This window comes from Microbacterium testaceum, assembly GCF_006539145.1.
GTDB classification, from domain to species: Bacteria; Actinomycetota; Actinomycetes; order Actinomycetales; family Microbacteriaceae; genus Microbacterium; species Microbacterium testaceum.
This window is the reverse complement of the sequence record NZ_BJML01000001.1, coordinates 820,112-845,203: the sequence shown is the minus strand read 5'-3', so window position 1 is coordinate 845,203 and position 25,092 is coordinate 820,112. Positions and strand designations below refer to the sequence as shown.

Annotated in this window: 30 protein-coding genes; 11 read left to right on the top strand and 19 right to left on the bottom strand. The window is 70.6% G+C overall.

All coding sequences use genetic code 11. The features are described from left to right. Positions 1–49: 49 nt before the first annotated feature. Positions 50–1,180, top strand: coding sequence for a hypothetical protein (locus MTE01_RS04145; RefSeq protein ID WP_103210831.1), 1,131 nt, complete (start codon positions 50–52; stop codon positions 1,178–1,180). A gap of 88 nt (positions 1,181–1,268) precedes the next feature. Here the strand turns inward: MTE01_RS04145 and MTE01_RS04140 are convergent, their stop codons facing one another. The 7 genes from MTE01_RS04140 to MTE01_RS04110 all read right to left on the bottom strand — a co-directional run bounded on the left by MTE01_RS04140 (position 1,269) and on the right by MTE01_RS04110 (position 9,264). Further along, positions 1,269–2,966, bottom strand: coding sequence for an ABC1 kinase family protein (locus MTE01_RS04140; RefSeq protein ID WP_141375810.1), 1,698 nt, complete (start codon positions 2,964–2,966; stop codon positions 1,269–1,271). A 52-nt stretch (positions 2,967–3,018) separates the two neighbouring features. Beyond that, positions 3,019–3,597 carry a PadR family transcriptional regulator gene (locus tag MTE01_RS04135; RefSeq protein WP_103210829.1) on the bottom strand — a complete coding sequence of 193 codons (579 nt, stop codon included), beginning with the start codon at positions 3,595–3,597 and terminating at the stop codon, positions 3,019–3,021. 90 nt (positions 3,598–3,687) lie between these two features. After that, positions 3,688–4,662, bottom strand: coding sequence for an aggregation-promoting factor C-terminal-like domain-containing protein (locus MTE01_RS04130; protein ID WP_246077962.1), 975 nt, complete (start codon positions 4,660–4,662; stop codon positions 3,688–3,690). Between the two features lie 310 nt (positions 4,663–4,972). After that, positions 4,973–6,652 (bottom strand): glucose-6-phosphate isomerase, encoded by a 1,680-nt coding sequence (gene pgi / locus MTE01_RS04125; RefSeq protein WP_116238857.1) that lies wholly within the window; start codon positions 6,650–6,652, stop codon positions 4,973–4,975. A gap of 63 nt (positions 6,653–6,715) precedes the next feature. Beyond that, entirely contained in the window at positions 6,716–7,441 is a 726-nt protein-coding gene (locus MTE01_RS04120) for an NUDIX hydrolase (protein WP_103210828.1), read from the bottom strand. A gap of 47 nt (positions 7,442–7,488) precedes the next feature. Further along, positions 7,489–8,151: a G5 domain-containing protein gene (locus MTE01_RS04115; RefSeq protein WP_246077961.1), complete on the bottom strand. Its 663-nt coding sequence runs from the start codon at positions 8,149–8,151 to the stop codon at positions 7,489–7,491. A gap of 144 nt (positions 8,152–8,295) precedes the next feature. Beyond that, positions 8,296–9,264: an intradiol ring-cleavage dioxygenase gene (locus MTE01_RS04110; protein ID WP_116238858.1), complete on the bottom strand. Its 969-nt coding sequence runs from the start codon at positions 9,262–9,264 to the stop codon at positions 8,296–8,298. 165 nt (positions 9,265–9,429) lie between these two features. Here MTE01_RS04110 and MTE01_RS04105 point away from each other — a divergent pair, with 165 nt between their 5' ends. From MTE01_RS04105 to MTE01_RS04095, 3 genes are read left to right on the top strand one after another with little or no spacing between them, the layout of a single operon-like run. Further along, entirely contained in the window at positions 9,430–9,741 is a 312-nt protein-coding gene (locus MTE01_RS04105) for a hypothetical protein (protein ID WP_056227956.1), read from the top strand. Next, positions 9,738–10,415: a response regulator transcription factor gene (locus tag MTE01_RS04100; RefSeq protein WP_141375808.1), complete on the top strand. Its 678-nt coding sequence runs from the start codon at positions 9,738–9,740 to the stop codon at positions 10,413–10,415. The genes MTE01_RS04105 and MTE01_RS04100 overlap by 4 nt, the downstream gene beginning before the upstream one ends. Continuing rightward, positions 10,412–11,380: a sensor histidine kinase gene (locus tag MTE01_RS04095; RefSeq protein WP_103210826.1), complete on the top strand. Its 969-nt coding sequence runs from the start codon at positions 10,412–10,414 to the stop codon at positions 11,378–11,380. The genes MTE01_RS04100 and MTE01_RS04095 overlap by 4 nt, the downstream gene beginning before the upstream one ends. Before the next feature lie 9 nt (positions 11,381–11,389). On the opposite strand, the gene MTE01_RS04090 is transcribed toward MTE01_RS04095, so the two are convergent. From MTE01_RS04090 to MTE01_RS04070, 5 genes are all read right to left on the bottom strand, one after another. Beyond that, positions 11,390–12,175: an FAD:protein FMN transferase gene (locus MTE01_RS04090; RefSeq protein ID WP_141375806.1), complete on the bottom strand. Its 786-nt coding sequence runs from the start codon at positions 12,173–12,175 to the stop codon at positions 11,390–11,392. After that, positions 12,172–12,693: an FMN-binding protein gene (locus MTE01_RS04085; protein ID WP_116238292.1), complete on the bottom strand. Its 522-nt coding sequence runs from the start codon at positions 12,691–12,693 to the stop codon at positions 12,172–12,174. Before MTE01_RS04085 ends, MTE01_RS04090 begins: the two co-directional genes overlap by 4 nt. Positions 12,694–12,703: 10 nt before the next feature. Further along, complete coding sequence (locus MTE01_RS04080; protein ID WP_141375804.1) at positions 12,704–14,134, bottom strand: ferredoxin reductase family protein; 1,431 nt, start codon at positions 14,132–14,134, stop codon at positions 12,704–12,706. Between the two features lie 104 nt (positions 14,135–14,238). Next, positions 14,239–14,613, bottom strand: coding sequence for a VOC family protein (locus tag MTE01_RS04075; RefSeq protein ID WP_116238293.1), 375 nt, complete (start codon positions 14,611–14,613; stop codon positions 14,239–14,241). Between the two features lie 92 nt (positions 14,614–14,705). Further along, complete coding sequence (locus MTE01_RS04070; protein WP_103210821.1) at positions 14,706–15,401, bottom strand: helix-turn-helix transcriptional regulator; 696 nt, start codon at positions 15,399–15,401, stop codon at positions 14,706–14,708. A 162-nt stretch (positions 15,402–15,563) separates the two neighbouring features. Here MTE01_RS04070 and MTE01_RS04065 point away from each other — a divergent pair, with 162 nt between their 5' ends. Both MTE01_RS04065 and MTE01_RS04060 read left to right on the top strand, forming a co-directional pair. Beyond that, complete coding sequence (locus tag MTE01_RS04065; protein ID WP_103210820.1) at positions 15,564–15,968, top strand: hypothetical protein; 405 nt, start codon at positions 15,564–15,566, stop codon at positions 15,966–15,968. Continuing rightward, complete coding sequence (locus MTE01_RS04060) at positions 15,955–16,311, top strand: hypothetical protein (RefSeq protein WP_116238294.1); 357 nt, start codon at positions 15,955–15,957, stop codon at positions 16,309–16,311. The genes MTE01_RS04065 and MTE01_RS04060 overlap by 14 nt, the downstream gene beginning before the upstream one ends. A 15-nt stretch (positions 16,312–16,326) precedes the next feature. Here MTE01_RS04060 and MTE01_RS04055 read toward each other — a convergent pair whose 3' ends face one another. Continuing rightward, positions 16,327–17,040, bottom strand: a complete 714-nt coding sequence (locus MTE01_RS04055; protein ID WP_103210818.1) for a TetR/AcrR family transcriptional regulator — start codon at positions 17,038–17,040, stop codon at positions 16,327–16,329. Positions 17,041–17,143: 103 nt separating this feature from the next. Further along, positions 17,144–17,971: an SDR family NAD(P)-dependent oxidoreductase gene (locus MTE01_RS04050; RefSeq protein ID WP_103210817.1), complete on the bottom strand. Its 828-nt coding sequence runs from the start codon at positions 17,969–17,971 to the stop codon at positions 17,144–17,146. Positions 17,972–18,158: 187 nt separating this feature from the next. Here MTE01_RS04050 and msrB point away from each other — a divergent pair, with 187 nt between their 5' ends. Continuing rightward, entirely contained in the window at positions 18,159–18,617 is a 459-nt protein-coding gene (gene msrB, locus MTE01_RS04045) for a peptide-methionine (R)-S-oxide reductase MsrB (protein WP_103210816.1), read from the top strand. Between the two features lie 38 nt (positions 18,618–18,655). Continuing rightward, positions 18,656–19,210, top strand: a complete 555-nt coding sequence (gene msrA, locus MTE01_RS04040) for a peptide-methionine (S)-S-oxide reductase MsrA (RefSeq protein ID WP_103210815.1) — start codon at positions 18,656–18,658, stop codon at positions 19,208–19,210. A 47-nt stretch (positions 19,211–19,257) separates the two neighbouring features. Here the strand turns inward: msrA and MTE01_RS04035 are convergent, their stop codons facing one another. From MTE01_RS04035 to MTE01_RS04025, 3 genes are read right to left on the bottom strand one after another with little or no spacing between them, the layout of a single operon-like run. Continuing rightward, entirely contained in the window at positions 19,258–19,785 is a 528-nt protein-coding gene (locus MTE01_RS04035) for a GNAT family N-acetyltransferase (protein ID WP_246077960.1), read from the bottom strand. After that, positions 19,752–21,047: an FAD-dependent oxidoreductase gene (locus MTE01_RS04030; RefSeq protein ID WP_116238295.1), complete on the bottom strand. Its 1,296-nt coding sequence runs from the start codon at positions 21,045–21,047 to the stop codon at positions 19,752–19,754. The genes MTE01_RS04035 and MTE01_RS04030 overlap by 34 nt, the downstream gene beginning before the upstream one ends. After that, complete coding sequence (locus MTE01_RS04025; protein WP_103210809.1) at positions 21,044–21,451, bottom strand: arsenate reductase ArsC; 408 nt, start codon at positions 21,449–21,451, stop codon at positions 21,044–21,046. The genes MTE01_RS04030 and MTE01_RS04025 overlap by 4 nt, the downstream gene beginning before the upstream one ends. Before the next feature lie 100 nt (positions 21,452–21,551). Between MTE01_RS04025 and MTE01_RS04020 the strand changes: the two genes are divergently transcribed. Genes MTE01_RS04020 through MTE01_RS04010 form a run of 3 tightly spaced genes read left to right on the top strand, consistent with a single transcriptional unit; the run spans position 21,552 to position 23,623 of the window. Then, positions 21,552–21,902, top strand: a complete 351-nt coding sequence (locus tag MTE01_RS04020; protein WP_103210871.1) for an ArsR/SmtB family transcription factor — start codon at positions 21,552–21,554, stop codon at positions 21,900–21,902. A 49-nt stretch (positions 21,903–21,951) separates the two neighbouring features. Then, positions 21,952–23,187: an NAD(P)/FAD-dependent oxidoreductase gene (locus MTE01_RS04015; protein ID WP_141375802.1), complete on the top strand. Its 1,236-nt coding sequence runs from the start codon at positions 21,952–21,954 to the stop codon at positions 23,185–23,187. 52 nt (positions 23,188–23,239) lie between these two features. After that, positions 23,240–23,623 (top strand): VOC family protein, encoded by a 384-nt coding sequence (locus MTE01_RS04010; RefSeq protein WP_141375800.1) that lies wholly within the window; start codon positions 23,240–23,242, stop codon positions 23,621–23,623. 14 nt (positions 23,624–23,637) lie between these two features. Here the strand turns inward: MTE01_RS04010 and MTE01_RS04005 are convergent, their stop codons facing one another. Together MTE01_RS04005 and MTE01_RS04000 are read right to left on the bottom strand one after the other, a co-directional pair. Beyond that, positions 23,638–24,141 (bottom strand): GNAT family N-acetyltransferase, encoded by a 504-nt coding sequence (locus MTE01_RS04005; protein WP_174799633.1) that lies wholly within the window; start codon positions 24,139–24,141, stop codon positions 23,638–23,640. Then, on the bottom strand, positions 24,138–25,091 hold the full coding sequence (locus MTE01_RS04000) for a dipeptidase (protein WP_116238297.1): 954 nt from the start codon (positions 25,089–25,091) through the stop codon (positions 24,138–24,140). Before MTE01_RS04000 ends, MTE01_RS04005 begins: the two co-directional genes overlap by 4 nt. Position 25,092 lies beyond the last annotated feature (1 nt).

Here is a 25,092-nt window from a genome sequence, read left to right as displayed (position 1 = left end):
AAGCGCCCCGGCGGGCGGGCGGACCAACCTCCGCCGGAGAGGACGACGCGTGGACCTTCGATGGCTCGATGCCCCCGACGACGACGTACGGCGGGAGCTGCCGACCGTACCGGAGCACGAACCGCCGCCGTGGGTGCCGACCCGCAGACGCCTGCTCGTGCGGCTGAACGCCGTGATCCTGGTCTGGACCCTCTTCATCGTGGTGTTCGATACCGGACTCGACGTCGACATCCGGGGCGACGGGACGCTCGAGGCCGACGACGTACGCACCCTGATCATCACCCTCGTCGTCTCCATCGTCTGGACCGCCGCAAGCGTCGCCCTGTGGCGATGGTCGCGGAAGGCCTCGACGCCCGTTCGGCTCCGCCGCGCTCGCCGCGCTCTCACCGCGCGGGCGAACGAGTTCCGCGCAGAAGCGTGGTGGCGGGACTCCTTCAAAGCCATCGTCACCGCTCACTCCGCCGGCGTCCGCGAATACCCGCGCTTCGTGGGCGAAGGGGTCGAATTCGGGACGGTTCGACTGCGGATGCCGCGCACGCGTCCACGCTCCTACGTCTGCGTCTCGCTGGCATCCCCTCTCCCCCACCTGGTCCTCGACGCCGTCGAGAACGACGGGGTGCGCTCGGGACTGCCCGAGAACCTCGCCGAACGGCAACGGCTCTCCCTGGAGGGTGATTTCGACCGCATCTTCCGTGCGTACGCTCCACGGGGATACGCCCGGGACGCGCTCTACGTCCTCACCCCCGACGTCATGGCGACGCTCGCGGACCACGCGCGCGCGTTCGACGTCGAGATCATCGAGGACCGGGCCGTGTTCTTCCGGGCGGAACGGCGTCGCTGGGACGATCCGGCCCTGTGGCGAGAGGTGGACGCGATCCTCACCCACGTCGCACCCCGACTGCGAGAGCGCTCGCTGCGGTACACCGACGAGAGGGTCGCTGGCCAGGTCGCGGTGGAGATCGCGGAGAGTCTCGTGAGCGGTACCGCGGGGGTTTCGGCGTGGCGCCCGCACGCGCCCGTCGTGGGCCCCGAGGGGCGACAGCTCCGCTCGTGGACGCCCCGCCACGGCTGGTGGGCCAACGTGCGCGTGGTCTCGTCGTTCATGGTCGGGACGGCGGTCTACGGCATCCCGGTGTTCTTCGGTGTCGTCACTCTTCTGGGCATCTTCGACGGACGCTGAACCGCGCGACATCCGGCGTCGTGCCGTCGTCACGATCGTGCGCGCCGCGCCGGAGCGATGCCGCCGGCGCGACGAGCGCCCCGACGGGTCAGGCGCCGTTGCGCCGAGCGACCCACCCGGCCAGGAGGGCGTGCGAGAGCGGCGCGATCGAGACGATCATGAGCATCGTGCCCAGCACCGCCTGCTCGGCCTGCAGCAGCACCCCGCCGATGAGCAGGCCCGTGAATAGCACCGACGAGACCACCCGGCGCACCATCCGCTCGAGATCGCGCATGCGGCGCTCGATGCGCGGAGTCTGCACCGAGACCGAGCCGTCTTCGAAGCGCGAGATGAGGTTGTCGGCACGGCGCGGGAGGCGCGCGGTGACGGCGGCCACCGCCCCGACCTCGCGGACGAAGGCCTGCGCGGTGTTCCCACTCTCCTCCCGGATGAGGCGCTGGGCGTAGGGCTCGACCGCGTCCCAGATGTTGAAGGCGGGATCGAGCGCGCTGCACATGCCGCTGGTGAGCGACATCGCGCGCACGATCAGCAGGAAGTTCTCGGGCAGCTGGAACGGCAGCGATCGCACGACGTCGCCGAACTCGATCGCGAAGGCGCGGAACTCGCGCGGGTCGACCTCTTGCAGCTCGGCGAACCCCATTCCGCCGAAACGCGAGAACAGCTGCGTCATCGCTCGCTCGAGCTGGATCGTGTCGGCCGAGGGCAGCAGGACACCCACATCGCGGATGCCGTCGACCAGGCCCTTGCCGTCGCGTGAGGCCGCCGCGATGAGCACGCGGCGCAGGCCGCGGCGGAGGCTCGGCGGCACCTCGCCCATCATGCCGAAGTCGATGAAGGTGAAACGCCACGCCGGTGTACCGGCGTCGGTCGTGCCGCCGAGCGGCGTGACGAAGACGTTTCCGGGGTGCGGGTCGGCGTGGAAGAAGCCGTCGTCGAACAGCTGATCGAACATCACGCGCGCGAAGCGGGCGGCGACCTCGGACGGATCGATGCCGGCCGCGCGGAGGGCGTCGACGTCGTTGATCTTGATCGCCGTGACGTCTTGGAGGGTGAGCACGCGGCGGGTCGTGCGCTCCCACACGACCTCGGGGACGGCCACTCCGTCGGGCCCGCCGAAGTCGGCCGCGAAGCGCTCGGAGTTCGCGGCCTCGTGGAGATAGTCGATCTCTTCGAGGCTCGTGACGGCGAACTCCTCGACCAGGGAGGGCATGTCGACACGATCGCGCACCAGGGCGACCTTGCTGAGCCACACACCGACCTTGCGGAGGGCGCGCAGGTCGACGTCGACGATGCGGTCGATGCCGGGCCGCTGGATCTTCAGCACCACGGCGCTCAGGCCGGTCTCGGCGGCGAGATCCTCCGTCAGCACGGCGCGGTGCGCCTGGCCCAGCGACGCCGCGGCGAGAGGCCGTTCATCGACGCTCGCGAAGGCGCGCTCCAGCGGCATCCCGAGCTCTTCCTCGGCCCGAGCCCGCATCTGCACGAACGGGACCGCGGGTACCTCGTCTTGCAGCCCCTCGAGCTGCTTCGTGATGGAGGGGGGCAGGACGTCGAGGCGAGACGACATGAATTGCCCAACCTTGATCATCAGACCACCGAGGTCGACCGCGAGCACGTGGAAGCGTTGGGCGATGCGTTCGAGCCGCCGGGTACGACCCCGGGCGGAGATCCACCCGAGGCCGAACCTCGGCAGGAACAGCTCGAACCACCAGGCCTGCACCAGGTAGCGCGCCGCGAAGCGCGTGATCCGCCGGTAGCGGGCCTTCATGAGGGCGTCGTCGGTCATCGATTCTCCTGGATGCCGACGGGCGGGAAGCCCCCGTCGATCGGGCGTGACCTCAACCCTGGGCGAGGATGGAGTAGAGCTTACGGCGGGCCTCGTCGAGGATCTCGACGGCTTGCGCCACCTGCTCTTTGTCACCCGTGCGTGCGACCTGGGCCGCTGCCTGCGCGAGTTCGACGCCCGCCTTGGGCAGTGCCGTCATGCGGCCGCTGTCGCGCGAACCGGCCGACTCCCACGGGGCGGTGCGCTCGGTGGTCTCATCTCCCGCCGCGGCGCGCCCCTCGGCGGTGAGCGAGTACGTCTTGCGGCCGTTCGACTCCTCGGCCTGCACGAGGCCCTCGTCGGTGAGCAGCTGCAACGTCGGGTAGACCGAGCCGGGGCTCGGCTTCCACGAGCCGCCGCTGCGGTCCTCGATCTCGCGGATGATCTGGTAGCCGTGCATCGGCTGCTCGAGCAGGAGCGAGAGGACGGCCGATCGCACGTCTCCCTTGTTCATGCGCGGCGTCGAGGCGGTCTTCTGCTCGAACTGCGTGCGCAGCTGCTCGAGACCCTCGAGGATGTTGGACATCGGCCAGCCGGGGGTGTTGCTCCCACCTCGCCCGCCGAACGCGTCTCCCAGGAATGAACCACTCATGACGACCTCCTTCGCGCGGACCCGACCTGAGTCAGCGATACATAACGATATATCGCTGACGCAGAGCGCGGGTCACCGTCGAGGGGATTCTCAGTACCAGTTCATCGCCTGCGAATGCCCCCAGGCGCTGCACGGCGTGCCGTAACCGCGGGAGATGTAGTCGAGGCCCCAGGCGATCTGGGTCGCCGCGTTCGATTCCCAGTCGGCACCGAACGACGCCATCTTGCTGCCGGGGAGCGCCTGAGGGATGCCGGTGGCCCCACCGTCGTTGTTGTAGGCCTTGTAGTTCCAGCCCGATTCCTTGGTCCACAAAGACGAGAGGCAGGAGAACTGGTCGCTCCCCCAGCCGTACTTCTCGGACGCGAGCTGCGCGGCGTACGCCTTGGCTCCGTCTGTGGTGTTGACGCGGGCGAGAGCCGCCGCGGCGTCGGCCTGGCGCTGAGCCTCGGCGGCAGCTGCGGCCTCGGCCTGGCGCTGCGCCTCGGCGGCGGCGTCGGCGGCCGCCTTCTCTGCCTTGGCCTGGTCCAGGCTCCCCTGGACCTCTGCGACACGGGCGCTCACGCGCTCGGTCTCGGTCTGAGCGTTCTGACTCAGGGCGGGAACGAGCAGCACGGGGAGCAGGTCGCGCGAGGTGAGCCGATCCACGGCATCCTGCAGGGCACTCGTGTCGATCGAGGCGTCGCCGATCGCGAGAGGGAGTCCGGTCGCGGCGACGTCAGCCTGCACCGCGTTCGCGCTCGAAAGCGCCGTCTGCGCTCCATCGAGGGCGGTGCTCGCCCCCGCGGTGACGGCGTCGAGGGTCGGCGCCGTCGACACGGGCACCGAGGTGCCGGGGGCGGAGAAGGAGGAGGCCGACGCGTCCGGCAGGGACAGCGGGGACGCCATCGCGAGGCCGGTCGTCGCGACCATGCCGAAGGCGAGGCCGGCACAGGTGGCCGCCGTGACCAGGGTGCGTCGGGCGCGGTTGACGTGGGTGAGTTTGATGTCGGAACGCAGCAAGAGAGATCTTTCGTCGGGGGCGCGCTCGTCGGGATCGAGCGCGATGTCGTGCCGTCGGGTCGGCACGGGCCCCGAGTGTGGGTGCTGGTTCTGGACGTTATCTTTTCGTTACCTGGAAGACCGGTGGGAGCCGAGTGCCGGTCGCACCGCGAGGCACAGGGCCTGAGCCGGTGAGTGCGTCTGTCGTTCGCCGCTATCACGGGGAGGCGAAAATAACCGCGTGAACTGGGATTATTCGACAGACCCATCGACCCGGATCCGTCAGTGTCCACTGAGCGTCCCCTCGCGCACAGCGAAAGGCCGATCCGGCGAAGGAAAAATCTCGCCCGATCGGCCTTTCGACATCGGATCTCGCCGTCGGACGGCGTCCGGCGGGCTAGCCGCGGTGCGCCCGGTAGTAGTCGAGCAGCGCACGCGTGGAGGAGTCCTGGGCGGCCAGGGCCTCGTCGTCGCCCTCGATCGCGGGGGCGATCTGGAGGGCGAGCTGCTTGCCGAGTTCGACACCCCACTGGTCGAAGGAGTTGATGCCCCAGATCGTGCCCTGCGTGAAAGTGATGTGTTCGTAGAGCGCGATGAGCTGACCGAGCACCGAGGGGGTGAGCGACGGCGCGAAGATGGATGTCGTCGGGCGGTTGCCGGGGAAGGTCCGGGCCGCGACGAGAGCTCCGGTGGTCCCCTCCGCCTCCACCTCTTCGGCGGTCTTGCCGAACGCCAGCGCCTTGGTCTGCGCGAGGAAGTTCGCCAGGAACAGTCCGTGCACATCGCGACCGTCATCGGCGCGGGGGTAGGCCGGGTTCACGAACGCGATGAAGTCCGCGGGGATGAGCCGCGTGCCCTGGTGAATCAACTGGTAGAAGGCGTGCTGACCGTTCGTCCCCGGCTCACCCCAGAACACCTCACCCGTGTCGGTCGTGACGGGCGTACCGTCCCACCGGACGGACTTGCCGTTGGACTCCATCGTGAGCTGCTGCAGGTAGGCCGCGAAGCGGTGCAGCTGCTGCGCGTAGGGCAGCACCGCGTGCGATTGCGCGCCGAGGAAGTTGGTGTACCAGACGTTCAGCAGTCCCATGAGGACGGGTACGTTCTGCTCGACCGGGGTGGATGCCACGTGCTCGTCGACCGTGTGGAAACCGGCCAGGAGCTCGCGGAACACGTCGGGACCCAGGGCGATGGCGAGCGACAGCCCGATCGCCGAGTCGACGGAATAGCGTCCGCCCACCCAGTCCCAGAAGCCGAAGGCGTTCGTCGGGTCGATTCCGAACGCTTCGACCTTGTCGAGCGCGGTCGACACGGCGACGAAGTGGTGGGCCACGGCGTCGGTGCGCGCGGCATCCGAATCGTCGATCGCACCCTTCTCGGCGAGCTGCGCCCAGAGCCAGTCCCGCGCGAGGCGGGCGTTCGTCAGGGTTTCGAGCGTGGTGAAGGTCTTCGAGGCGACGATGAAGAGGGTGGTCTCGGGATCGAGGTCAGCCGTCTTCTGCGAGATGTCGGTGGGGTCGATGTTCGACACGAAGCGCGCGTGGATGCCGGCGTCGGCGTACGGCAGCAGAGCCTCGTAGACCATCACCGGGCCCAGGTCGCTGCCGCCGATGCCGATGTTGACGACGTGCGTGACCTTCTTGCCGGTGACGCCGCGCCACTCGCCCGAGCGCACGCGGTCGGCGAAGGCGCTCAGCCGGTCGAGCACCTCGTGCACGTCGTGATCGATCTGCTGACCGTCGACGACGAGCGCGGGCTCGGCGCCGGCGGGCCGACGCAGAGCGGTGTGCAGCACGGCACGGTCCTCGCTGGTGTTGAGATGGGCACCGCGGAGCATGTCGGCGAAGCGCTCGCGGACGCCGGTTTCATCGGCGAGCGCGACCAGAGCATCGAGGACTTCGGGGGTGACGAGGTTCTTCGACAGGTCGACGTGGAGGTCGCCGACCGTGCGGGTGAGGTCGCGCGTGCGGTCGGCGTCGGCGGCGAACCAGCCGCGCAGATCGGGGGTGAAGCTCTCGCGCAGGGCGCTGAGGCGGGACCAGGCGGAGGTGGTGGTGGGGTCGATAGGCGCAGTCACGAAACCCACGCTAGCGACCTCGGACGATCGCCACGCCGCGGATGACGAAGTGCGCCTCACGCGCTACGACCGGGCCGGCGGCCCGGATCGGTCGCGGGCGCCCGCGGCGGCGTCGGCCAGGGGGATCTCGCGCGATCCGTCCCAGGGCTCCGTCCACCCGAGGCGGTCGAACAACCCGTCCAGCACCATCGCGGTGAATCCCCACACCGTCTGTGGGCCGCGTGCCGTCTGCAGGGCGAAGGCGGGCCCCCGCCACTCTCGACCATCACGACGCAGCACCGTCACGCCTCGGCGTTCGGGATCGAGCAGATCGGCTACGGGGGCGCGGAAGACCTCGGCCGACTCCGCCGCATCCACGGCACGGACCGGGGTCGGGCGCGCCCACCATCCGATCACCGGGGTGACCTCGTGGCGAGAGAAGGCCAGGGGCAGCGGCTCGAGGGTGCCCAGCACCTCGACACCGTCGGGCTCGAGCCCCGTCTCTTCGCGCGCTTCCCGCAGCGCCGCCGCCACGGCATCCGCGTCTTCGGGATCGACCCGGCCACCGGGGAACGCGACCTGGCCCGGGTGAGCGCGCAGGGTGCTCGCCCGCGCGAGCAGCAGCACGTCGAGATCGCGCGGGACGGTGCGCGAGACCCGGCGGCTGGGTACCCCGTCGAGCACACCGAAAAGGATGAGCACCGCGGCCGCTCGTGCCTCGCCCTCGACGGGTAGCGCCTGCAGCGCCGGGGAGACGTCGCCGAGACCGCGCGCGAGCAGGGCCTCGAGCTGGGCGCGGGGTGAGGGCATTCTTCGAGGCTAGCCGCGTCGCCGGCCGGCCGTGTCGAGCGATGCCGTCAGCGGGAGCCGTTGCAGGCCAGGCCGTCTCCATCGCCGTCGAGCTTGTAGATGTCGGAACCCACGACCCGGGCGACGCCGTCGAAGTAGGACGGGCCGTTGCCCTTTCCGCCCGCGCAGTCGACATCGGAATCGATCGGCACGCACGCGTCGGCGTAGTTCGGGTCGCATCCGCCCCCGCCGCCCGACGCCTTCTCGACCGGAGCGGGAGGAGGCGGAGCGACGAATGTCCCTCGTGAGGTGACCTCGGAGACCGGCGCTCGTCCGACGGATTCGCTGATCAGTACCCGCTCGGACTCCACACCGTCGATCGTCGTGACGCGGAACACCGAGACCTTCTCACCGTCGACGCCCGGCGTCGAGATGCGCGACTGCCCCGACGGGATCGTCGCGTCATCCACGGTCGCCCGCTCGAACGGTACCGCGGAGGTGACGGATTGCTCGGAAACGACGACGACGGGTGTCGGTGACGGCGTCGCGGACGGAGACGGTGCCGACACTCGACGGGCGTTGTCGGTGGCGGCCGGATCGGCAGCGGAGGTCGAGGACGAGCACCCCGAGACGAGCAGAAGCGCTGCCGTCACCGCTGTCAGCATGGAGACGGACCGCCCCCATCGGGTGAGGCGCGGGCGCGCCACGGCGCGATCGTTCACAACGGTCATCGAGATGTTCCCCCCAGAACAGGAGCCACGCCCCTTCGCGTCGCCACGGCTCAGCAGACCAGATCGGGGTCGCGGACGCAAGCGCAACCCCGGCCGCCTCGCTCACCTCGTCGCTTCGCGTCGTTTTCGCTGCGCTCCCTGACATCAGCGGCCGCCGGGCATGGCGCCCGCGGTCGGGGTGGTGGTGGTGTCGACGCGCACGCCGAGGGCGACCGTCCAGCCGGTGGAGTTGTCGCCGGTCGCGGTGGCGAGCTCCAGGGCTCCCCCGTCGTCGCCGAAGACGTTGTCGCTCTCCAGCGACACCCGGGACAGATTGGATGCCGAGGAGGGATACGCCGCGTCGGCGTAGACCACGTCGCACGCGGCCTGCGGCAGGGCGACCTGCGAGGTGGCGATCGCGTTCGAGGCGTCGGTGATGGCATCCACGTTCGGGTACACCTCGAAGTGGATGTGCGGCCACCGGCCGTCGTAGCAGCCGGGGAAGATCGAGGTGAACGACACGACACCGTCACTCCCGACCACCTGGACGCCGCGGAGGTAGCTCTCGTTCTCGATCCCCGAGGAATACATCGAGTAGCGCCCCTGGTCGTCGCAGTGCCAGACGTACACCGCGGCCCCCGTGAGGGGCACGTCGCCGGTGGCGGTGTCGAAGATCGTGAGGTTCAAGGTCATGGGAACGCCCGCGGCCGTGGCTCCGCCGTCGAGGCTCGAGCGCAGGTCGCTGCGGACGATTCCGGACTGTTCGAGGATGTCGGGGCCGTTCGAACCGTCGCCCGGGTAAGGGCCGGCGGTCTCGTCGGGGATCTCGCCCGAAGGAAGAGCGGCGGCCGCACTCGTCGCGGTGGCGCTGGGGGTCGCGCTCGCCGTGGGCGTCGCTGTCGAGGTCGCCGTCGCGGCCGTCGTGGCGGCGCCGGAGGCCGACGGGGCGCACGCGGCCAGCGTGGCGGTGCCCGCGCCCAGCACGACCAGGCCCAGGATGCCGCGCCGCGAAACCAGCGTGCGGATGTCGAAGGGCGCGCCCTGATCGACGACGGGCTCGTCGGCGCGGTCGAGCAGGCGACCTTCGTAGGCGGGACCGTCGGGGGTCATCTGGGTGTCGGGGATTCTGCTCATGGTCTGCTCCACTGGTCGCTGCGGGTGTCGATGAAGCGACGATGACGCAGCGACCCTGCCCCCTCCCTCACCGAATCTATGGACCGGCTATGCGCGCTGGATCCGCACGGTATTTACCGTCCCCGACCCCGGTGCGCGTGTCAGGATGAACGAGGGAGGTACGCGATGACCGGAACGCTGCACGCCGTGACCCTCGTCGTGAACATGCCGATTACCAAGATCGACGCCCTCGACGCGATCGCCTTCGCCGCCGACGGAGGCGTCGACGGTGCGGGCACGATGAGCCCGCGCGTCTGGCTCGCCCCGCACGCGTGGGCCGAGGTCGAGATCCCCAAGTTCGCCGATCCCCCGCCGTTCGCGATCGACGTGTACTCCGACGTCTCGGGCGCGGTGGCGTGGGCGCAGGCCCGCCGCCTGTTCGACGCCCTCGAGCGCTTCGGCTGGAACGTGAGCCCGCCGCGCGCGGGAGTGCAGTGAGCGAGGCCGCCGCACCGCGGCCGCGACTGCTCTACGTCGAGGACGACGCCGAGATCGCCGCGATGACGCTCGAGGTGCTCCGCGAGACCTACGAGGTCGCGCACGAGGCCGACGGGCTCGCGGGCCGCGATCGGGCGCTGCGCGACAGCTTCGAGGTGATCCTGCTCGACCGGCGTCTTCCCGGCCGCGACGGCGCCGAGATCGTGCGCGACCTGCGCACCGCGCACATCACGACCCCCGTGCTGCTGCTGACGGCGCTGGGGGCGGTCGCCGATCGCGTCGAGGGACTCGACGCCGGAGCGAACGACTATCTGCTCAAGCCGTTCGACTTCGACGAGTTGCTCGCCCGACTGCGGGCGCTGCGGCGCGGCTACCGGGCCGAGGGACGTCGCCGGGACGTTTCGGACTGGACCTATCTCCCCGACACGGCCGTGGTCTACGGTCCCTCCGGCGAGCGCGTCGCCCTCACCTCGACCGAGAACGCCGTGCTCGAGCTGCTCACCCGGAGCCCCGACCACGTCTACTCTCGCGAGGAGATCGCCCGCGCGGTGTTCTCGTCTCCGGATGCCATGACCACCGTCGACACGTACGTGCATTACCTGCGCCGCAAGACCGCGACCGACCTCGTCGAGACCGTGCGCGGGCGCGGGTATCGCGCGGGGGCCGAGCGGTGAGCGCCGACGACGACCGGCGGGTCGTCCGGCGGGCCGCCCTGCGGGTGGGCACGCTCGTCGCGGGCGCGTCGGCCGTCGCGATCGCCGTGGGGGTCGGCGTTCTCGTCTCTGTTCTGGTGGCGCAGGCGCGCACCGAGGGCAGCGGTCGGCACGGCCCGGGCGGCGCACCGACGGGCGATCGCTTCGTCGTCGACCTCGACGACGTGCTGCCGTGGGTCATCGGCCTGGGCCTCGTCGGGGTCGTGGTGCTCGGGCTCGTCGGCTGGGCCGCGGCTCGCTGGTCGGTGCGACCACTCGATGAGGCCCTGCGCCGGCAGCGCGCGTTCGTCTCGGACGCGAGCCACGAGCTGCGCACGCCCCTGACCGCCCTGACGAGCCGCATCCAGATCGTGCAGCGTCGCCTGCACCGCGGAGAACCCGCCGACGAGCCGCTGGATCAGCTGCGGCGCGACGCGCAGATCATGGACGACGTGCTCGCCGACATGCTGCTGACCGCCGAGGGCGAGGTGCACACGGGCACCGCGCGGGTCGACGACAGCGTGCGTGCGGCGACCGACGCCCTCGCCTCTCTCGCGGATGACGCGGGCGTGCACCTGCGTCCAGGCGCGCTGACGAACGCGACGGTCGCGATGCCGGGGGTCACCGTCGTGCGCGTGTGCACCGCCCTGCTCGACAACGCCATCGGGCACACGCCCGCGGGCTCGGAGGTCACGATCACCGCCGACGCCGACGAACGCGAGGTCGTCGTGCGCGTGGAGGACGGGGGAAGCGGCATCCGCGACGACGATCTGCCCCGCATCTTCGAACGCTTCGCGCGCGGGGCGGAGTCGGGCCGGCGCCGCGGCTTCGGGCTCGGGCTGGCGCTCGTGCGCGAGGCGGCGACCCGCTACGGCGGCAGCATCGAGGTGGAGCGCACCTCTCCCACGGGCACGGTGTTCGCCCTGCGACTCCCCCGCGCCAGCTGACGAGCGGACTCAGCCGACGAGCGCGTCGTGGAACGCCGACACCTCGACCCGCCCGGCGAAGCGACGCGTGCTGCCGTGTTCCCAGACGATCCCGGATGCCACGGGGGCCACCGGCAGCCAGTCGAGGTCGTCGATCCCGGCGATGGCCGCCACGGTGGCCCAGGCGTCGGCGGTGGTGAGGTCGTCGGCGACGATCGTCGCGCTCACGGGACCCGCGAGGTGTACGCCCGTGCGCGGATCGACGAGGTGCGCGCCGCGCTCGGACGTGCCCGAAGTGGCCACGGCCCCGTCGACGACCTCGACCGTGGCCAGCAGCTCCCCCTCGTGGGTCGGGTGCGCGATGCCGATGCGCCAGACGTGCTCGCTCGTCGCGGCCGTGCGCAGGCGCATGTCGCCGCCCACGTTGACGCCGACCGCCTCGATCGCGCCGTCGGCGAGAAGCTCGTCGAAGGCCCGGGTCGCGGCATCCGTCGACCATCCCTTCACGTACCCGGTCGGGTCGAACCACCCGCGCCAGTGCGCGTCGAAGCGGCCGCCGCTGCGCTCGCGCAGGTCGCGGCAGTCCGCTGCGACCTCGGCCACCCGCGGATCGACGTCGCCGAGCTCGAGACCGTCGTCGCGCAGCCGCGAGATGTCGGAGTCGTCGCGGTAGGTCGAGAACACCCGCTCGTCGTCGCGCAGGCGCGCCACGCACGCGGCGATTGCCCGCTCGACCCGCGCCGTGCGCTCGCCGATGACGGTGATCGAGGCGACCGTCCCCATCACGGGTTCGACGACCGTGAACCCGCCGGTCATGCGCGGGCCCGGTCGAGGGCGGACTGCAGCGAGGTGCGGTACCCGGTGCTGGTGTAGGTGGCACCCGAGACCATGTCGACCTCGGCGCTCTGCGCCTGCACGGTCTCTTTCACCAGCACGGGAAGGGCGCGGGAGTTGATCTGCTGGTCGCGTCCGCTCTCGGAGGGGTACTGCGGCACCTGCACGTCGGTGATCGCGCCGCCCGACACGGTGATCTGCACCTGCACGGGACCGAAGCGGGTGTTCGCCGCCTGGCCGGTGTAGGTGCCGTCGGTGAGGCCGCTCGACGAGGTCTGCACGCTGGACGATCCGCTGGAGGTCGAGCCGCTCGAGGTCGAGCTCGAACCCGAGGAGGTGGATGCCGAGGGGCTCGGCGTGGTCTTCGGCACCGTCGCGACACCCGACGAGGGGGCGTCGGCGAGCGCGCTCGTCGACTCGGGCACCGTCGAGGTGCGGTAGCTGAACAGCAGCACGAGGCCGGTGACGGTCGCCATGAGGGCGTAGACGATCTTCTTCATCGGATTCTCCTCAGACGGTGAAGGCTTCGAGGTGGACGCGCTCGGCGGGGACCCCGGCGCGGCGCAGGTCGGCGCGCACGGCATCCATCCACGGCTGGGGTCCGCAGAGGAACACGTCGGTGTCGGCGGGGCGCGGCGAGACGTAGCGGATGAGGTCGGCCCCGGCCCACGGGGCGTGCGAGGTCGGTAGCCACGACGAGGTGGTCAGTGCGCGACGGCCGGGCAGCGGCGCGTGGCGCAGGCCCCGCTCCCGCACGAGGTGATCGATCGCGTCGGCGCGGAGGGCGTCGGCGGCGCTGTGGTCGCGCACGATGAGCGTCGCCTCGCCCGGGGCCCAGTCGGCCTCTTCGAGCATGGCGACCAGCGGCGCGACTCCCGCACCCGCGCCGATCATGAGCAGGTGTCCGCCGCGGCGCTCGTCGGCGGTCATCGTGCCGTAGGGGCCCTCGATGAGCACGCGCGTGCCGGGGCGGAGCGCGGCGAGCCGCTGCGTGCCGTCGCCGACGAGGCGGGCCGAGATGACGAGCTCACCGCCGGCCGGGTCGGTGGCGAGCGAGAAGGGGTGTCCGCGCGTCCAGCCCGCCCCGTCGAGGAAGCGCCAGACGAAGAACTGTCCGCCTCGGGCCTTGAGGGCGCCGATCCGGCGCCCGGTCATGCGCACCGAGACGCCGCTCTGGCCGTCGCGTTCGACGGCGCTGACCCGGATGCCGTGGCGCAGCGACGTCGCCAGCGGAAGCCCGAGGCGGAAGACGACGACTGTCGCCACGGTCACGCCCCACATCGCCCACCAGTAGACGGTGGCGGCGGGCGAGACGGTGAAGTCGGCGCCCGTCCACAGCATGTGCGGAATGGCGAGGCCGACGCCGAGGTAGCCGTACAGGTGCAGCAGGTGCCACGACTCGTACCGCAGACGCTTGCGCGCCTTGCGCACCGAGGTGACCACGACCAGCAGCAGCAGGGCGGTCCCCGCGGTCGCCAGCAGCATGCCCGGGTACTCCCACACGAACTGCCACGCCTGCTCGAGGGGGTTGATACCCGCCTGCACGGCGTAGCCGAGGATCTGCAGCCCGATGTGCGCTGTGAAGAGGGCAAACGACCAGAAGCCGACGATGCGGTGCAGGCGGGTGATGCCGTCGCGGCCGAAACCGCGCTCGAACAGCGGCACGCGGGCCATGAGCAGCACCTGGTAGAAGAGCAGGTTCGCGGATGCCAGGCCCGCGGCGCGACCGAGGGAGTTGAGCGAGTCGACTCCCCCGGCCAGCAGCGACTGCACCTCGCCACCCGCGACCCAGACGGCCACGACGACGAGACTCGTCGCCCAGATGACGACGATCGCGGCGAGGTTCCACAGCGGCCGGGTGTTCGGCCTCCTCCGCGAGACCTGGCGAGCGCGGCGCACGGTGGCGACGGGCGGGGCGGCGAGGGCGGGTGCGGTGGCCATGCGGTCAGCGTGCCCGCGTGCTCCCCAGACGGCTCCAAGAATGCGGCGCACGGAGGTGATGCATAGGAATTGCGTAGGTTACGGCTTCGCCCGCGCCGAGTCGGCTACCTCGCGACGGGCGTGCTGAAGAGGTTCACGACGTTGCCGTCGGGGTCGTGCATCAGGGCCGACCGATTGCCCCACGGCATGGTGGTCGGTTCGAGGACGACGTCTCCACCAGGCGCCTGAAGCGCGGCGAACGCGGCGTCGACGTCGGCGACCTCGAACTCGATGAACACGGACCGGTTCGCGGCGGGCACGAGGGCTCCGTCGAGCATCGCGACCGTGGCGGTGCTGGCGATCGCGAGGGTCGCGCCGGGGCCGCTGAACTGCGCGAAGACGGGGGCGGGCCGCTCGGCCCGCTGACCGGTGACCCGCTCGTAGAACGCGACGAGCGCGTCGAGGTGATCGGTGACGATGCGGACGGAGGCGAACGACATGGGATTCCTTCGGTGAGGTCGGTGGAGGGAAGCTCCAGCCTCACCGGGGAGCGCGACACCGTCCTGTCGGTGTTTCGCGAAGTCCTTTCCGTTCAGTCCTCGATCACCGACCGCAATCGTCCGTACGGGATCGCGAGGTCGGCGGCACGCAGTGCGCGCTGCGGGGGTCGCTCCTCGGTCACCTCGATCGCCAGCATCCGATCTCCCCGGAAGGCTCGGACCCCGTCGCGCAGTCGACACCACGCGATGAGGTACCACTGCCCGTCTTTGCCGATGGACCCGAGGGGCTCGACCTCTCGAACGGACTCGGTGCCGCCGGCATCTTGGTAGCGCAAGCGCACGACGCGGTCGGCGCGCAGGGCTGCAGCGAACTCGGGCGGGGCGACGACCTCGTCCTCACCCTCGAGAAGGTGAACGCGTGAGGCGAGGGCGCTGGCGCGCGCCGCCTCGCCCTCCGGCATGACCGCGAGCATCTTGAGGGCTGCCGTGCGGGCGGAAAGCCGAAACGGGCTGCGCCCGAGGGTGCCGAGCCCGATCAGTACCGCGAGCGCCTCGTCGAGCGTGAACCCGGCCGGGCCCAGCGTGGCGGACGCGTCGATCACATACCCACCGGTGCGGCCGGGCTCCGCCCAGATCGGCAGACCCGATTGCTGTAGCGCCGAGAGATCCCTTTCGATGGTGCGCACCGACACCTCGAACCGTTCCGCGAGACGACGAGCACTTCGCGGTCGCGGCGAGACGGCCCGCAGTTCTTCCACCAGGCCATAGAGACGATCGGTGCGGTTCACTCCCCCATCATCGGACGCCTCGTCGCCCGGAGCACTCCGCGACGCCTCAGTGAGGTACTGGCGCAGATCACGCCTGGAAGGATGCCGTCACCCGTCTCGATGGGCGGGGAGGAGCGGATCGGACATTGCCCGACCAGTCGACTTACAGCGTAAGCTGATGCCGTGGAACACGAGAGCATCGAAGACTCGCCTCCGCGCCGTTCTCGTGTGCAGTTGCAGGAGTGGGTGCAGGAATTCGTCGATCTCGGGCACCCGATCGCCAGCCGGATCCGCGTTGCGGAGCAAGAGGACGCGGACGGACGCGACACCGGCCTCGTCGTCGTCGAGCTCATCCACGGCGGCGGATGGGTCTCGCTCGAACCCCGCGGATACGACGATCCCGTCTGGCAGGCCGCCCTCACCGGTGGGGACGACGACGTCATGCTGTCGCCCTACGCGCTGGCGGGGCTCGCGGCCGACCTCGTCGTCGCCGGCAACCTCTGCGCTTACCTGCAGTGGAAGTCGCTGGAGTGGGACCGAGCAAGCGGACGCCACATGGCGGGAGGGGCGAAAGATGCCTCAGGATGACGCGCACGAACTCCTGTCGAACATCCTCGACCGTTGCGCCGCCATGGAACGCCCGTTCTGGGAGGTCAGCGCCGAGAAGAGGGCCGAGGTGGCGCGCAACTTCGGGTCCCCCGCCGTGATCATGCGGGTCGGACACGCGGCCGACGAAGATCTGCGCATCGCCGGCGGGGCCGATCTCTTCTTGGGAACGGCGCTGTTGGCCGAGATCGCGATCGAGATCGCGGAGCAGGCGCACACGGGCCGCAGTCGGACGGAGGCCGTCTCCGCCCTCCGCGCACGCCTGAATGCTCTCCTCGGGCCAGCAGCCCACCCCGAAGACGCACCCGATCGGCACCGCGGATGAGGCGCGGGCCGGCCACTACTGGGACAGCTCACGGTCCAGTCGGTCCAGAAGCGCCTCGAGCGATTCCTCGAACTCGTCCTCGGAGCGATCCCTGCTGAGAAGACCGCGCAGTCGCTGCACGTGAGGAGTGTCTGCGAGCTCCTTCTCGGCGTCGCCCTGCCCGATCGCGGCTCCGCCCTCGTTGAGAGGTTCCTCGACCGGCGCGGTCTCGGCGCCGCGCACGGCCGCTTCGAGGAGCAGGTTTCCGAGCAGGAAGCTGCTGAACGAGCGGTAGGCCCTCACCGCCCGCTCATCGTCGAAGCCGAAACCGATCATCGCAGTGAGGAAATGCTCCACCACCTCCACGCTCCGCAGCGGCGGGCGCAGCCAGGGTGCCGCCGGGTGACGAGTGGCGACAAGGGGGAACGCCTTCGGGTGTTCGATCGCGATGCGACGGACTTCGTGGGCGACGACCTGGAGATACCGCTGCCACCCGTTGTCTTCCGCCACGAGCAGTGCGTCGGTGAGACCCCCCATGAGCCGATCGACGACGCCCTCGAGGAGATCCTCCCGGCCGTTCACGTACCGGTACAGCGACATGGCCTCGACCCCGAGCGCTTTGCCGAGATGGCGCATCGACAGCTCGTTGAGACCCCGCTCGTCGATCAGCGACAGGGCCACATCGAGGATCGCGTCCCGGCTGAGCCGAGGGGTGTTCGTCCGTTCGGTGTCCACGATGTTCTCGCCCATGTCCCACTCTCCGTGCGTAGAACACCATCGTGGCCGAGATCGGCTCCCCGAGGAGGTAGCTTGCCCCTCGAGCGAGGCGTGCGCTAGCCCGCCGTCGTCGGAGTCAGTCGTCGAGACCGACCAGCACCGCGCTGCGTTCCCATAGCTGCCGTGCGACCAGGGGGTCATCGGCGATGCGGCTGGTCGTGGCGGGTTTGTTGTTCGAGTAGAAGCCTCCGGGGGTCCAGTCGACACCGGGCTTGCCGAGCGCGAGCCAGGTCAGACGTGCGCCGCCCACCGCGGTCGAGGTCATGAGGCTCTTCGCGAGCGGGCCCCCGTAGAGGAACTTCCACGGTCCATCGCTCGACGATCCGAAGTTCGAGGCGATGACCCCCGGGTGGAAGGCCACGGCCGACACACCCTGGTCGCCGAACCGGCGGTTGAGTTCCTTGGTGAACAGCACGTTCGCGAGCTTCGCGTTGCCGTACGCCGCGGTCGAGGAGTAGCGGCGCTCACCCTGCAGGTCGTCGATGTCGAAGCGGGGGAAGAGTTTCGCCGCGGCGCTCGAGGTCTGGATCACCGAGGCGTCCGACTCGATGAGGCGCTCACGCAACAGGTTGGTGAGCAGGAATGGCGCGAGGTGGTTGACCTGGAACGTCGTCTCGTAGCCGTCCTTCGTCAGGGTGCGCTCGCCGAAGACGCCGCCGGCGTTGTTGGCGAGCACGTCGATGCGAGGGTATTTCTCGAGGAGGGATGCCGCGAGCTCCCGCACCTGCGCCAGGTCGCTGAAGTCGGCGACGAAGGAATCCACCCCGAGCGACCGCGCGACGCGGGCGGTCTTGTCGGGATTGCGCCCGACGACCACGACCTCCTCGCCCACCTGCGTAAGCTGCTTCGCGGCTGCGGCGCCGATGCCGTCGCTGGCTCCGGTGATGACGATCGTGCGGGTCATGCGTACCTCCTGGTCGATGTCGCCACGCTAGTGCGGGCACCGATGAGAACTCCGGGGCTTGCTCTCGGCATCCACTGTCGCGGAGAACTCACAGCCCGCTCCCAGCCCCGCGGGACCAAAACCGACGTGCCCCGCGTTCTTACCCGTGACGCCCGCCACAGGGCGACACGACGAAGGGATATGCACCGTGAGCACGGAGTACCGGAAGACGTCGGAGGCGCTGAGTCGCCTCACCGACCGCCAGTTCGCCGTCACGCAGGACGACGCCACCGAACCGCCGTTCCGCAACGAGTACTGGGACAACCACGAGGACGGCATCTACGTCGATGTCGTATCGGGACAGCCGCTGTTCTCCTCGACCGACAAGTTCGAGAGCGGCTCGGGATGGCCGAGCTTCACCAAACCGATCGACGACGCCGCCGTCGTGAACAAGACCGACCGCTCACTCTGGATGACACGCACCGAGGTGCGCTCATCCGGAGCCGACAGCCATCTCGGACACCTCTTCGACGACGGCCCCCGGGACGCCGGCGGACTGAGATACTGCATGAACTCGGCGGCGATGCGCTTCGTGCCCGTCGGCGAGCTCGAGGCACAGGGCTACGGCGCCTACCTCCCCCTGTTCCGAGAGAGCCGGGCCTCATGAACCTCTTCCCCTTCCGCAACCGCAAAAGGAGCACCACCATGACCAGCGGACCTTCCGACACTGGCGAGATCACCCGCCGCCCCGGCACCGAGACCGCCGTCCTCGCGGGCGGATGCTTCTGGGGCGTCGAAGACCTCATCCGGCGCCAGCCCGGTGTACTCGACACGCGCGTCGGCTACACCGGCGGTCAGAACGATCACGCGACCTACCGCAACCACCCCGGTCACGCAGAGGCCGTCGAGATCGTCTTCGACCCGACGCAGACCTCGTACCGCGACATCCTGGCGTTCTTCTTCCAGATCCACGACCCGTCGACCCTGAACCGTCAGGGCAACGACATCGGCACGAGCTACCGCTCGGCGATCTTCCCGCTCTCTCCCGAGCAGGAGAAGGTGGCGCGCGACACGATCGCCGACGTCGACGCGTCGGGCATCTGGCCCGCCAAGGTCGTCACGACCATCGAGCCCGAGGCGCCCTTCTGGGAGGCCGAGCCCGAGCACCAGGACTACCTGGTCCGCATCCCGAACGGGTACACGTGCCACTTCGTGCGCCCCGGCTGGGTGCTGCCCAAGCGCGAGGAAGCCTCGGCGTAAGTCGAGGACGAGGGCCCGGATGCCGCGGCATCCGGGCCCTCGTCGTATCAGCCGACGACGGGGCTGCGCCGCTCGATGAGGACCGTGTCGCGCCAGACGCCGCCGGCGTCGCGGGCGATGCGCTCGCGAAACCCGACGGTGCGGAACCCGTGGCGCGCATGCAGGGCGAGTGAGGCGTGGTTGTCGGCGAAGATCGACGACTGGATGGTCCAGACGCCGTCGCCTTCCGTCGAGGCGATGACGGCCTCGACCAGCAGGTGACCGATCCCCCGTCCGCGAGCGTCAGCCTCGACATAGACGGAATGCTCCACGACTCCGCGGTAGACGCACCGCGACGACACGGCCGACACGGCCGCCCAGCCGACGACGCGACCGTCGATGACCGCGACGAAGCGATGCGCGGCCAGCTTGCCGGTATCGAAGTCGTCCCATGTCGCCGGCGGCTCCGTCTCGAAAGTCGCGTGGCCGGTCGCGATGCCCTCCGCGTAGATGCGGCGCACCTCCGGCCAATCGTCCGCGGCGAGCGGGCGCAGCGACGCGCTCACGCGCAGCAGGACCCCGCGTCGGTCGTGCACACGCCCGTCTCGGGCAGCACGAGATCGACCTGCCGTGCCGCCACCCGGTCGCCGGCGAGTTCCGCCGCGATCGAGCGCACCTGCTCGTATCCGGTGAGCAGAAGGAAGGTGGGCGCCCGCCCGTACGACTTCATGCCCGCGAGGAAGAAGTCGGGCTCGGGGTGCGTCAGTTCGGCGACCCCGTGCGGCGGCACGGAGCCGCACGAATGCAGATTCGGGTCGATGAGCGGGGCGAGCGCGCGCGGTGCCTCGACGATCTCGTCGAGACCGAGGCGGATCTCGCGCAGCATCGTCAGGTCGGGACGGAATCCCGTGGCGTTGACGATCACGTCGACCTCGAGGGCGAACGGCTCTCCCGACCGCCGCCCCGTCACCCGCACGCCGTCGTCGCACAGCCGCACGTCGTCGATCTCGAACGAGGCGATCTGCTCGACACGGCCATCGGCCACCAGGTCGTGGACCGCCGTGCCGAGGCGTCCGCGCGCGGCGAGGTCGTCGGCGGCGTCGGCGGCCAGGCGTGCGGTGCCGTCGTTGCGCACCGCCCACGACACACGCGTCGCCGGATCCTCCTCGGCGAGAGCGGCGAGGGCGATCAGGGTGTTCGCCGCCGAGTGCCCCGCACCGACGACGAGCACGCGACGACCGACGAAACGATCGCGGTCGCGTCCTCGCACGTCGGGGAGTGCCGTCGTCACGCGATCACCGAGGTCGTCGTGCGCGAGACCCGACGACAGCAGCGACCGCGGCGAGCTCGTGGTGCCCGAGGTGTCGATGACGGCGCGAGCCGTGGCATCCGTCGTCTGCTCGGCCGTGCGCAGTCGCAGCACGAAAGGAGTGGCCGCCCGACCCACCGACCGCGTGCGGTCCATGCCCTGGCGGGCCACGGCCTCGACGCGCGTGCCGTACCGGATGACGGATGCCAGGGCGGCGGTGCGCGCGAGGGGTTCGAGGTAGCCGTCGACCAGCTCGTCTCCGGTGGGGAGTCCCTCGGCATCCGGGGCGGTCCACCCCTCGGCCTCGAGCAGGCGACGCGCGGCGGCGTCGACGACGTAGCGCCATGGCGAGAAGAGACGGGTGTGCCCCCACGCGCGAACGGCCGCGCCGGCGGTGTCGCCCGCTTCGAAGACCACGACCGGCAGCCCGCGTTCGATGAGGTGCGCGGCGGCAGCCAGGCCGACGGGGCCGGCGCCGATGATCGCGACGGGCAGACCCGCGCGGCGATCGGCCTCGAGCCGCGGCGGGACCGTGAGGGTCAGGCTCATGCGTCGACCCCGAGCTCGCGCAGCAGCGTGGTCACCCGCGCCTTGATGTCGTCGCGGATGGGGCGTACCTCGTCGAGACCCTTGCCGGCCGGGTCGGTCAGCTCCCAGTCCTCGTAGCGCTTGCCGGGAAAGATCGGGCACGCGTCTCCGCAGCCCATCGTGATGACGGCGTCGGAGGCACGCACGTCGTCGGTGAGCAGCAGCTGCGGCACCTCGGAGCTGATGTCGATCCCCTCTTCGGCCATCGCGGCCACCGCCATCGGGTTGAGAGCGTCGCCGGGAGCGCTGCCACCCGAGAGCACGCGTACGCGGTCGCCGCCCAGGGTGCGGGCGTAGCCCGCGGCCATCTGCGAGCGGCCGGCGTTGTGCACGCAGACGAAGAGGATCGTGGCGGTGTCGGACATGACGTTTCCTTCGAGTCGGGACGAACGGGAACAGCATGACGCAGTACATCGACGTTCGTCAATATTGACGTTCATCGATGAGCCAGCGATGATGGATGCCATGACCCCCGGTATCGCTCTGCCCCTGCTCGACGCCCCCTGCTGCGTCTCATCGGGCGATGCCGCGATGGCCCCCGCCGAAGCGGAGACCCTGGCGAAGACGCTCAAAGCGCTCGCCGATCCGGCTCGCCTGCGGATCGTGTCGATCATCGCCGCGCACGACGCCGGCGCCACCTGCGCGTGCGACCTGCAGGAGCCCCTGGGCCTCTCGCAGCCCACGGTCTCGCACCACACGAAGGTGCTGGTGGATGCCGGCATCCTGACCCGCGAGAAGCGCGGCACCTGGGCGTACTTCTCGCTCGTGCCGGGCGCTCTCGACAGCGTCGCTGCGGCAATCGCGCCCCGTCGCTGACGTTCGCAACCCCCGCTCCGCCCGGCTCGACCCTCCTTAGGCTCGCCCCATGAACGACTACGACGTCATCGTGGTGGGAGCCGGTCTCGCGGGGCTGCGCGCCGCGACCCGGCTGGCCGAGGCCGGGCGCGACGTCGTGATCCTCGAGGCGAACACCGCGGTGGGCGGGCGTGAACGCACCGACATCGTGGACGGTTTCCGCCTCGACCTCGGGTTTCACGTGCTCAATCCGGCCTACCCGGCCGTGCGGCGCTGGGTGGACATCGACGCCCTCGCCCTGCGGCGGTTCCCGGTCGCCGTCGGCGTACGGCTCGATGACCGGATCGCTCGACTGGCGCACCCGCTGCGTCACCCGTCCGCATTCCCCGAGACACTGCGCAGCGGACTCGTTCGCCCCGCCGATATCGCCGCCCTTGCGCGATGGGTAGGCCCCACCCTGCTGTCGGCACGGGCCGCCAAGAAGGGCCGCGATGTATCACTCGACGAGGGCTGGGACCGGGCCGGCCTGCGCGGCCCCCTCCGCGAAGCGATGCTTGAGCCGTTCCTCGCCGGGGTGATCGCCGACGACCGCCAGCGGACGTCCGACGCCTTCGTGCGCCTGCTGATCCGCAGCTTCGCGCTCGGGCGTCCGGGCGTTCCCGCCGCGGGGATCGGCGCCCTCCCCGCGCAGCTCGCCGACACCGCGCGACGTGCGGGTGTCGGCATCCGCCTCTCGCACCGCGTCGTGTCGACCCGGCGGCGCGCGCACGGCTGGCACATCGGGGTGGAGGGTCGGGATGCCGTGACCGCCCACACCCTCGTGCTCGCGAGCGGCCTGGACCACGCCCTCGACGCCCCGCACCCTCCCACGCGGGGCCTTCAGACCTGGTGGTTCGCCGCCGAAGAGGCCCCATCGGGCGATGCCGCGCTGCGGGTCGACGGCCGTCGCCGCGGGCCGATCGTCAACACCGCGGTCATGACGAACACCGCGCCCACGTACGCCCCACGCGGGCAGCACCTCGTCCAAGCCACGTGCGTCATGCCGTCCGCCGCCACCGAGCACGAGGTGCGGCGTCAGCTCGGCGACGTCTGGGAGGCCGACACCCGGCCGTGGCGTCTGCTGCGACGCGACGACATCACCCACGCGCTCCCCGTGCAGGATCCGCCTTTGCGCCTGCGCCGCCCCGTGCGGCTCGACGACGGTCGCTACGTCGCGGGGGACCATCGCGACACCGCATCGATCCAGGGAGCGCTCGTGTCGGGGCAGCGTGCCGCCGAGGCCGTCCTGGCCGACCTCGGCGGCTGAGCCGGGGCTCGCACCCGGCACGGAATGCGCGCAGCCACGGCACACTGGAGGCATGCCCGGTCTGCACCACCTCGACGTCTGGATCGCCCACGCGGACGAGCTCGACGATTGGTCGTGGCTGTTCGCGCGGCTCGGATGGAACTCGGACGCCTCTTGGACGGGTGGCGCGACATTCGCCGCCGGCGCCGTCTACATCACCGTCACGACGACCCCGAACACCGCGAATTTCCCACACGACCGGCGGCGCCCCGGTCTGAACCACCTCGCCTTCACGGGTGGGACCTCGGCCGAAGTCGACACGCTGATGGCGGAGGCTGCAGCGCACGGTTGGCGGCCCCTGTATGCCGAGCGGTACCCGCACGCCGGCGGTACGCAGCACTATGCCGGATGGCTCGAGAACGCCGCCGGCTTCAAGGTCGAGATCGTCGCGGTCTGAGCGCGCCGCGAACGCTACCGGCCTCGCGCCGCCAGCGCCGTCAGCGCGTCGCCGGTCACACGACGGGTCGTCCACTCGTCCATCGCTTCGGCGCCGAGCGCGCGGTAGAAGCCGATCGCGGGCTCGTTCCAGTCGAGCACCGTCCACTCCAGGCGCGAGTAGCCCCTGTCGAGGCACTCTGCCGCGAGCGCGGCCAACAGGGCCACGCCGTAGCCGTTCGCGCGGTACCGCTCGTGCACGTAGAGGTCTTCGAGCCAGATGCCGTGGCGTCCGGTCCAGGTCGAGTACGTGAGGAACCAGATCGCGATCGCCCGGATGCCGCCCTCCGGGCCATCGACCACGAAGGCGAACGCGCGCGGGTCGTCGCCGAACAGCGTCTCGGTGAGCATCGCGACGGTGTTGTCCACGGCATCCGGTTCGCGTTCGTAGTCGGCGAGCGCCTGGATGCACGCGAGGATTCCCTCTTCGTCTCCCGCACGGGCGGGGCGCAGCACGGCGCCGTCTTTCAGGTCGGTCATGACAGGGGCTCCCAGCTCTCGGCCGCCACGCGACGGAAGTTCCCGCCGAGCACGGCGGCGATGTCGGTGTGGTTCCATCCTCGCGCGGCGAGCGCTGAGCCCAGGAGCACGAAGGTCTCGGGCGGCATCCACTCCATCGGTCCCCACCGGGTGTAACTCGCGTCGTACAGCTCGGGCATGCGCACGATCTCGTCGCGAAAAGTCTCCCAGTCGAACGAGAAGTCGGTGCTGACGCCCACGTGCTCGATACCGACGATCTCGACGGCGTGCTCGAGGTGGCGGATCATCGCCTCGAGGGTCGGGGTGTTCGGCCCGAGGAAGATGCCCACGCCCGTGATACCCACGACTCCCCCGGTCGCGGCCGCCGCGCGGGCTTGGTCGTCGGTGATGTTGCGGGGGTGCTCCCACACCGAGCGCATGTTCGAGTGGCTGAAGACCACCGGCCGAGTCGACACCGCGCACATGTCGAACGTCGTCCGCGCGCCCACGTGCGAACCGTCGGGCACCATGCCGCACGCGTTCATCTCGGCGACGAGGGCGCGGCCCCACGCGGTGAGTCCGTCGTCGGCCGCGTCGAGGCAGCCGCCGCCGGCGCGGTTGGCGTGGTTGTAGGTCGGACCGAGGGTGCGCACCCCCTGCGCGACGAGGGTGGCCACGGCATCCAGATCTCCGCCGAGCGGCCCGCTGTCTTCGAGGTCGAAGGCCACGGCGGTGTCGCCACGCGCCGAGATCCGGTCGATGTCCGCCACCGTGGCGGCCAGCTCCAGCCCGTCGACCGCGTTCACCTGAGCGCGGAAGGAACGGAGGAGGGATGCCGTGAGCTCGGGCGCATGGGGCGCGTAGCCGACGTTGACCGAGACGTAGCCGCCCCCGGCCCCCCGATACCGCCGCAGGTCGCCGAGGTCGGCGGACTCGACGAGCTCGACGCAGGCGTGCTGATCCCAGAGCACG

Excerpts from the sequence above, each read along its gene's own strand:
- MTE01_RS04140 (WP_141375810.1), bottom strand. The coding sequence starts at position 2,966 with ATGACCGACGACGCCCTCATGAAGGCCCGCTACCGGCGGATCACGCGC.
- MTE01_RS04135 (WP_103210829.1), bottom strand. The coding sequence starts at position 3,597 with ATGAGTGGTTCATTCCTGGGAGACGCGTTCGGCGGGCGAGGTGGGAGC.
- MTE01_RS04120 (WP_103210828.1), bottom strand. The coding sequence starts at position 7,441 with ATGCCCTCACCCCGCGCCCAGCTCGAGGCCCTGCTCGCGCGCGGTCTC.
- MTE01_RS04115 (WP_246077961.1), bottom strand. The coding sequence starts at position 8,151 with ATGACCGTTGTGAACGATCGCGCCGTGGCGCGCCCGCGCCTCACCCGA.
- MTE01_RS04110 (WP_116238858.1), bottom strand. The coding sequence starts at position 9,264 with ATGAGCAGAATCCCCGACACCCAGATGACCCCCGACGGTCCCGCCTAC.
- MTE01_RS04105 (WP_056227956.1), top strand. The coding sequence starts at position 9,430 with ATGACCGGAACGCTGCACGCCGTGACCCTCGTCGTGAACATGCCGATT.
- MTE01_RS04090 (WP_141375806.1), bottom strand. The coding sequence starts at position 12,175 with ATGACCGGCGGGTTCACGGTCGTCGAACCCGTGATGGGGACGGTCGCC.
- MTE01_RS04085 (WP_116238292.1), bottom strand. The coding sequence starts at position 12,693 with ATGAAGAAGATCGTCTACGCCCTCATGGCGACCGTCACCGGCCTCGTG.
- MTE01_RS04080 (WP_141375804.1), bottom strand. The coding sequence starts at position 14,134 with ATGGCCACCGCACCCGCCCTCGCCGCCCCGCCCGTCGCCACCGTGCGC.
- MTE01_RS04075 (WP_116238293.1), bottom strand. The coding sequence starts at position 14,613 with ATGTCGTTCGCCTCCGTCCGCATCGTCACCGATCACCTCGACGCGCTC.
- MTE01_RS04060 (WP_116238294.1), top strand. The coding sequence starts at position 15,955 with ATGCCTCAGGATGACGCGCACGAACTCCTGTCGAACATCCTCGACCGT.
- MTE01_RS04055 (WP_103210818.1), bottom strand. The coding sequence starts at position 17,040 with ATGGGCGAGAACATCGTGGACACCGAACGGACGAACACCCCTCGGCTC.
- MTE01_RS04050 (WP_103210817.1), bottom strand. The coding sequence starts at position 17,971 with ATGACCCGCACGATCGTCATCACCGGAGCCAGCGACGGCATCGGCGCC.
- msrA (WP_103210815.1), top strand. The coding sequence starts at position 18,656 with ATGACCAGCGGACCTTCCGACACTGGCGAGATCACCCGCCGCCCCGGC.
- MTE01_RS04030 (WP_116238295.1), bottom strand. The coding sequence starts at position 21,047 with ATGAGCCTGACCCTCACGGTCCCGCCGCGGCTCGAGGCCGATCGCCGC.
- MTE01_RS04025 (WP_103210809.1), bottom strand. The coding sequence starts at position 21,451 with ATGTCCGACACCGCCACGATCCTCTTCGTCTGCGTGCACAACGCCGGC.
- MTE01_RS04020 (WP_103210871.1), top strand. The coding sequence starts at position 21,552 with ATGACCCCCGGTATCGCTCTGCCCCTGCTCGACGCCCCCTGCTGCGTC.
- MTE01_RS04015 (WP_141375802.1), top strand. The coding sequence starts at position 21,952 with ATGAACGACTACGACGTCATCGTGGTGGGAGCCGGTCTCGCGGGGCTG.
- MTE01_RS04010 (WP_141375800.1), top strand. The coding sequence starts at position 23,240 with ATGCCCGGTCTGCACCACCTCGACGTCTGGATCGCCCACGCGGACGAG.
- MTE01_RS04005 (WP_174799633.1), bottom strand. The coding sequence starts at position 24,141 with ATGACCGACCTGAAAGACGGCGCCGTGCTGCGCCCCGCCCGTGCGGGA.